General features: G+C 63.2%; 4 protein-coding genes. All 4 read left to right on the top strand.

Features of this window, described 5'->3' with window-relative positions:
- The first annotated feature begins 102 nt into the window (after positions 1-102).
- From GSF27_RS17495 to GSF27_RS17480, 4 genes are read left to right on the top strand one after another with little or no spacing between them, the layout of a single operon-like run.
- On the top strand, positions 103-390 hold the full coding sequence (locus GSF27_RS17495; protein ID WP_160971365.1) for a DUF3467 domain-containing protein: 288 nt from the start codon (positions 103-105) through the stop codon (positions 388-390).
- A gap of 30 nt (positions 391-420) precedes the next feature.
- The gene (locus GSF27_RS17490; protein WP_160971364.1) at positions 421-2,274 is read left to right on the top strand and encodes an efflux RND transporter periplasmic adaptor subunit; all 1,854 of its coding nucleotides are present in this window, start codon (positions 421-423) and stop codon (positions 2,272-2,274) included.
- 18 nt (positions 2,275-2,292) lie between these two features.
- On the top strand, positions 2,293-4,434 hold the full coding sequence (locus GSF27_RS17485; protein ID WP_160971363.1) for a peptidase M50: 2,142 nt from the start codon (positions 2,293-2,295) through the stop codon (positions 4,432-4,434).
- Entirely contained in the window at positions 4,427-6,511 is a 2,085-nt protein-coding gene (locus GSF27_RS17480; RefSeq protein WP_160971362.1) for a prepilin peptidase, read from the top strand. Before GSF27_RS17485 ends, GSF27_RS17480 begins: the two co-directional genes overlap by 8 nt.
- Positions 6,512-6,561 lie beyond the last annotated feature (50 nt).

The following is a 6,561-nucleotide window of genomic DNA, read 5'->3' as shown; positions in this document are numbered from 1 at the left end:
GTTGCCAGCGTTGGCAGGGGTTGCTGTCGGGAGACGGTAACCCCTGTCTTTAAACAGGACTTTTAAAATTGCACAGTGGCACTTGCGCCACAGGGGTGAAAAATGAGCGATACCGACAACAAACCAAACGCCAATGTTCCCAAGCTGGTCTGGGATGACAGCAAGATGCGCAGCAGCTACGCCAACGTCTGCAATGTCTCCAGTACCCGTGAAGAGGTGACGCTGCTGTTCGGTACCAACTCCACCTGGCACACCGGCCAGAAAGAGGTGGCCATTACCCTCTCTGACCGCATTATCCTCAACCCGCACGCCGCCAAGCGTCTCAGTGTGTTGCTGAGCAAGGTGGTGGAAGAGTACGAAACCCGTTTCGGGAAAGTGGGCGACGCCTGATAACACTGACTGCACCAGCGCAGGGTTTGAATGAGCGTAAACCACACAACCTCACTTGAGGCGGAGCCGACGCTTGCGGCCACTGGCCGACGCCTGACGCTGGAGCAGCTCAATCAGCTGGCAGAGCACGATGGCTGGTATGACGCCTGGTTGCAGAGCCTGTTGGCTGACCTGCCACAATTCAGTGCCGCTTTACTGGCGGTGCAGGGGGCGGAGGCGGTACTGCAGCCGGTGGCGCTGTGGCCCCGCTCCCAGCAACAGCTGCAGCGCCTCGCCGACCTGGTGGATGAGTGCTGCCGCGAGCAGCACCCGTTACTCCTGCCTCCCCATGACCAGCAAACCCAGTTTGGTATTGCCTATCCGGTGATGGTGGACGGCCGCCTGGTGGCGGTGTTCGCCGGTTTTGTACCGTTGCAGCAGGAAGCCGCGCTGGATGCGCTGATGGCGGCGGTGGAAAAACAGGCGCTGTGGATCGAGAGCTGGTTTACCCGTGCCGGCAGTCGCCGTCACCAGCAGCAGATTCGCCGCCAGAGCGCCGTGATCGATGGCTTTGTGGCCGTCGGCAAGGGGGCTGCCCTGCAGGAGGCGGCGCTGCACTGGGTGGACAGCCTGGCGCGGGATTTTCGCTGTGACCGGGTCAGTCTTGGTCGTGTGAAGCAGCAACAGGTGAAGCTGGAGGTGATCTCCGGCAGCACCGAGTACAACCTCAGCAGTGTTCCGGCCCGGCAGATTCGCCGTGTCATGCAGGAGGCCTGCGACCAGCGCGCCATTCTGCAGTGGCCGCCGCAGGAAGGTACGGCGGGGATCTGCCTGCAGGCGGAGAAATTGTCCGTTGCCCATCGCAATGCCAGCGTGCTGACGGTACCGGTGTACCACGACGAGCAACCCTATCTGGTACTGACCTTCGAGCGCCCGGCGGGTACACCTTTCAGTGCTGAAGAGACTGAACACCTGGAGGCCGCACTGGCCCTGGTGGGGGTGGCGTTTCACCACCGCCGGCAGGCGGAGTTGTCGCTGTGGGGCGGGTTGGCGAAACACGCGCGGCTGCAACTGGAGCGCCTGCTGGCACCGGGCTACGTCAAGCGCAAACTGTTTTTTATCGCCCTGGTGGCGCTGGTGGTGTTCCTCGGCGTGGCCCGTGGCGAGTATCAGATCAACGCTGATGCGGTACTGGAACCGCGCCAGATCCGCATCGTCTCCGCCCCGTTTGGCGGTTACCTGAAGGCCGCCGATGTGCGCGCCGGTGACCGGGTGGCGGCGGGTCAGGCGCTGGCGGCTATGGAAGATAACGAGCTGAGGCTGGAGCGCATCAAGGCCAGCAGTCGCCTGTCACAGAATAATAAGCACTACACCGAGGCCCTGGCCGGTGGCGACCGTGCCCAGGCGCAGATCTATTTTGCGCAGATGGAAGAGGCGCGGGCAGCGCTGGCGTCGGCAGAGAGCAAGCTGGAGCGCTCGCGGCTGACGGCACCGTTTGACGCGCTGGTGGTGAGTGGCGACCTGAGCCAGCGCATCGGTGGCTCGGTCAATCAGGGGGAAGAGTTGTTCCGCCTCTCGCCGATGACCGATTACCGCCTGATTCTCTATGTGAACGAGTATCGCATCAGTGACCTGACGACAGAACAGGGTGGCAGGGTGGTGCTCTCCTCCATGCCCAATCAGGGTTTTGATTTTGTGGTGGAGTCTGTAACTCCGGTGACTGAGGTGCGCGATGGCAGCACCGTGTTCCGGGTGGAGGCACGACTGCTGCAGCACCACTCCCAGTTCCGGCCGGGTTTGGTGGGGATCGCCAAGGTCTCCGCCGGGCGCCGTCACCTGATCGATATCTGGACGCTGGAACTGCGCAAATGGCTACAGCTGAAAATCTGGTCCTTCTGGGGCTGACGGCGGGCGCGGATCATCATGGCATCGCTGTTCAGTAAAAACTGGTATCGGGTAGAGCAACTGCAACCGCGGCTGCAACCGCAGGTGGAGATCTCGCCCCAGCAGCAGCGCGGCGAGTTGAGCTATGCCCTGCGCGACCCGGTCTCCGGCTCCATCCAGTTATTCTCCGCCCAGGCCTATACCGTGATTGGCCTGATGGATGGCAGCCGCACACTGAATGACATCTGGCTGTCTGCGGGAGAGATGTTGCCCGACGATGTGCCCACCCAGGAAGATGTCATTTCCCTGATCTCCTCGCTCTACCAGCTGGACATGCTTTACCTGGATGTGCCGGCCAACGCCGCTGATCTGTTTCAGCGCAAGGACCAGAAGCAGGAGAAGAAGGCGCTGCAGAAAGTCTGGTCACCACTGTCGGTTCAGATCCCGCTGTTCGATCCCACCCGGCTGCTGGACCGGGTCTGCCCCTGGCTGGATCGCCTGCCGGGTCGCAAGCTGTTGCCGGTCTACCTGCTGGTGGTGGCCGCCGGACTGGTGGTGATGGCGCAGAACTTTACCGCGCTGACCGCCAACGCCGCCGACCGCATCCTGGCGGCGGATAACCTGTTCCTGCTGTGGGTGCTCTACCCGCTGATCAAGATTATTCACGAATTCGGCCACGCCTATGCGGTGCGGCGCTTCGGTGGCCAGGTGCACGAAGTGGGGGTGATGTTGCTGGTGTTCTTTCCCATGCCCTACGTCAACGCCTCAGAGTCGGCGGCCTTCTCCAGCAAGTACGAGCGCATGACCGTGGCTGCTGCGGGCCTGATTGTGGAGCTGTTTATCGCCGCCATTGCGGTAATCCTCTGGTCCATGGCGGCGGACGGGGTAACCAAGTCCATTCTCTACAACGTGGCGTTTATGGCGGGCGTGTCGACGCTGCTGTTTAACGGCAACCCGCTGCTCAAGTTTGATGCTTACTATGTGTTGTCGGACTGGCTGGAGATTCCCGGTCTGGCGAAGAAGGCGGTGGGTTACTGGGGCTACCTGGCGAAACGCTACCTGTTCCGCTTTCGCGAGGTGGAGGATCCCTGCGTTGACCAGCGTGAACGCTGCTGGCTGTTCGGCTATCACATCGCCTCACTTATTTACCGCATCATAATTTCCATCTCCATCATCCTGTTTATTGGCAGCCAGTATTTTGTGGTGGGGGTGATTCTCGGCATCTGGACTCTGGTTTCCAGCTGGATTATTCCTTTTACCAAAACCCTGGCGAAACCTTTTCAGGAACCGCAATTCGCCGCCCTGGGCCTGAACCCGAAGCTGGTGATGGCGGTGCTGGCGCTGGTGAGCTGGCTGCTGCTGGCGGTGGTGCCGCTGCCCCGCAGTTACACCACCAGCGGTGTCTCCTGGCCGCTGCCGGAGGAGCGGGTCTACCCGGGGGAATCGGGCTTTGTCACTGCCATGTCCCTGCCGGAAGATGGGCAGGTGACGGTGGGGCAGCCGCTGCTGGAGCTGACCAACTACGAGCTGCAGGGGCGCCTGGCGGCGGTCACGGCTCAGCTGGCGGAGGCCCAGGCGCGCTTGCGCTCGGCCTATCAGGATCGCAGTCGCGCCGGTGTTGCCGCCGCCGAGCTGACCCGTTTCCAGGAAGAGAAAGCGGATATCGAGCAGGCGCTGGCGGAAACCGCCGTGTGTGCCCGTGCCGATGGCCAGCTGGTGATGGCGCAGGCGGGCACCCTGCCGGAGCGCTTCCTGCAGCGCGGCGAGATTATTGGTTATGTGCTCAATCCAGACCGCCCGCTGCGCATAAGAGTGGTGGTGGCGGAGAATTCCGCCGAGCAGGTTCTGCAACAGGTGCGTGCAGTGACCCTGCGACCGGCCTCGGACCGGGGGCTGGAGCTGCCGGCCACCATGACCGCCGTGGTGCCCGGTGTCAGTCGGGAGATTCCCAGCCCGGTGCTGGCGACCCTGGGGGGCGGGGAGATACTGCTGGACCCCTCCGCCGACAGCCAGCTGCAGGCATTGGAAAACTACATCACGCTGGAAGTGCAGGCGCCGGATGTGCCGATGAAGCACGTGTTTGAGCGTTTCTATGTGCGCTTTGAGCTGACGCCGGAACCGCTGATACAGCGCCTCTACCGGCAGGTGCGACAGGTGTTTATCGAGAAGTTTGATGTCTGATCGCCCGCCCCGTAGCGCTTACCCCCGTCGCCACGCGGTATCCGTTACCCTGCGGCCGGAGCGGGCCTGGTACCAGCTCTCCTGGTTGGACCGTTTGCTGCGTGGAGTCTACAGCGGTTGGCTGTGGCCCTGGCGCCGGCGCTTGCTGCGCCAGTCAGGTTTCGCCCGCCAAGTCATCGCTGCTTCAGAGGATCTTATGGAGCTCTCCGAGGAAGCGTTCCTGGCTCATCGTGACCAGGTGCGGGAGCAATTGTTGCGGGAGGGTATTACCCCCCGGACCCTGGTGCCGGCCTTCGCCATGGTGCGTGAAGCCGCAGGACGCAGCCTGGGCATGCGCCACCACCATACCCAGATCCGCGCCTCACTGATCATGCTGCGGGGCATGGTGGCGGAGATGGCCACCGGTGAGGGCAAGACCCTGGCCTGTACCCTGGCCTCCGCCACCGCGGCATTGGCGGGTGTGAAAGTGCATGTGGTGACCACCAACGACTATCTGGCAGAGCGGGACTGTGAGGAGACGCTGCCGCTGTTCCATTACCTGGGCCTCAATGCTGCGGCCTTGTTGGCGGATGCCGAGGTGCCGCAGCGGCAGCAGATCTACGCCTGTGACATTGTCTACTGCTCCAACAACGAGCTGGTCTTCGACTACCTCAAGGATCTGCTGGTGTTGGGTGACCGGCGCGACAGCATCGATGTCTACCGCGATATGGTCAAGGCCGCCCGCCAGGGACCGGGGCTGAAGCTGATGCAGCAGGGGCTGGTGTTTGCCATTGTGGACGAGGCCGACAGTGTCTTTATTGATGAGTCGCGCACGCCGCTGGTGATCTCCGGTGGCGATGTGCCGCTGGCGGACAGCGAGGAGTTCCTGCGCCACATCATGGCGGTAGCGCAGGCCATGCAGCCGGAAGAGGACTACCGCATTGACCACAGCGGGCGCCGTATCCTGCTGCTGCAGGGGGGGCGTGACCAGCTGGAAGAGGCGCTGTCGGCGGAGCAAGGGCTTACTATCGATGGTCAGCCCCTGCGCTGGCACCAGAAGGCGAGGGGGGAGGAGTTGCTGCTGCAGGCCCTCAGCGCCCTCCACCTCTACCAGCGCGACAAGCACTATATCGTTGGCAAGGAGCCTGCCGATGATAAGGACTCTGCCGCTGCCGCAGAGGCTGACGACAAGGTGATGATTGTTGACGAATACACCGGCCGTCTCGCCGCCGATCGTTCCTGGGAAGGCGGCCTGCATCAGATGATTGAGGTGAAGGAGGGGTGTCCCCTCACCAAACCGCAGAAAACCCTGGCCAAAATCAGCTACCAGCAGTTCTTCCGCAAGTACTTCTACCTCTCCGGCATGACCGGTACCGCCCAGGAGGTCATGGACGAGTTCTACGGCGTCTATGGCCTGCTGGTGTGCAAGGTGCCGCTATTGCGCGCCAGTCGCCGGCGGCGGGTGGGTTATCGGGTGTTGCCCACCATGGTCGCCAAGGAACAGGCGGTGGTGGAGGCGGTACGCTACCGCACTGGCCTGGGGCAGTCGGTACTGGTGGGCACGGCGACGGTGGACCAGTCCGAGGGGCTGGCAGCCAGCCTGCAGCGGGCCGGCATCCCCTTTGAGCTGCTCACCGCCAAACAGGACGCCGACGAGGCCGCCATTGTGGCTCGCGCCGGTGAGCCCGGGCGGGTTACCATAGCCACCTCCATGGCGGGGCGGGGCACCGATATCAAATTGCGGCCCGAGACCCGCGAGGCCGGCGGCCTGCATGTCATCATTTGTGAGCTGCAGGATGCCAGCCGCATCGACCGCCAGCTGGAGGGGCGCTGTGCCCGCCAGGGGGATCCGGGCACCGTCGAATACTGCCTGTCGTGGGAAGACCCGTTGGTGAATGTTTACGGTCGCCAGCTGTTGCGGCTGGCATTGCCGCTGCTGCCACTGCCATGGCTGGGGCCCCGCCTGGCGCAAGCCATGCAGCGCTACTGCCAGTGGCGGCTGGAGCGCAAGCACGCCCGCGAGCGGCGCATGACCCAGCGCACCGACGAGCGCGAGCGCAAGACCCTGGCCTTTCTCGGGGGCGGGCGCTGGGGCTGACGCAGTCCTGGGGCACGGCAGCGCGACGGATATAGCAACACTATATAAAG

The sequence above is a fragment of the Pseudomaricurvus sp. HS19 genome, assembly GCF_009857815.1.
Lineage (GTDB): Bacteria > Pseudomonadota > Gammaproteobacteria > Pseudomonadales > Cellvibrionaceae > Pseudomaricurvus.
This window is presented reverse-complemented; position numbering and strand designations above follow the sequence as displayed.

Excerpts from the sequence above, each read along its gene's own strand:
- GSF27_RS17495 (WP_160971365.1), top strand. The coding sequence starts at position 103 with ATGAGCGATACCGACAACAAACCAAACGCCAATGTTCCCAAGCTGGTC.
- GSF27_RS17490 (WP_160971364.1), top strand. The coding sequence starts at position 421 with ATGAGCGTAAACCACACAACCTCACTTGAGGCGGAGCCGACGCTTGCG.
- GSF27_RS17485 (WP_160971363.1), top strand. The coding sequence starts at position 2,293 with ATGGCATCGCTGTTCAGTAAAAACTGGTATCGGGTAGAGCAACTGCAA.
- GSF27_RS17480 (WP_160971362.1), top strand. The coding sequence starts at position 4,427 with ATGTCTGATCGCCCGCCCCGTAGCGCTTACCCCCGTCGCCACGCGGTA.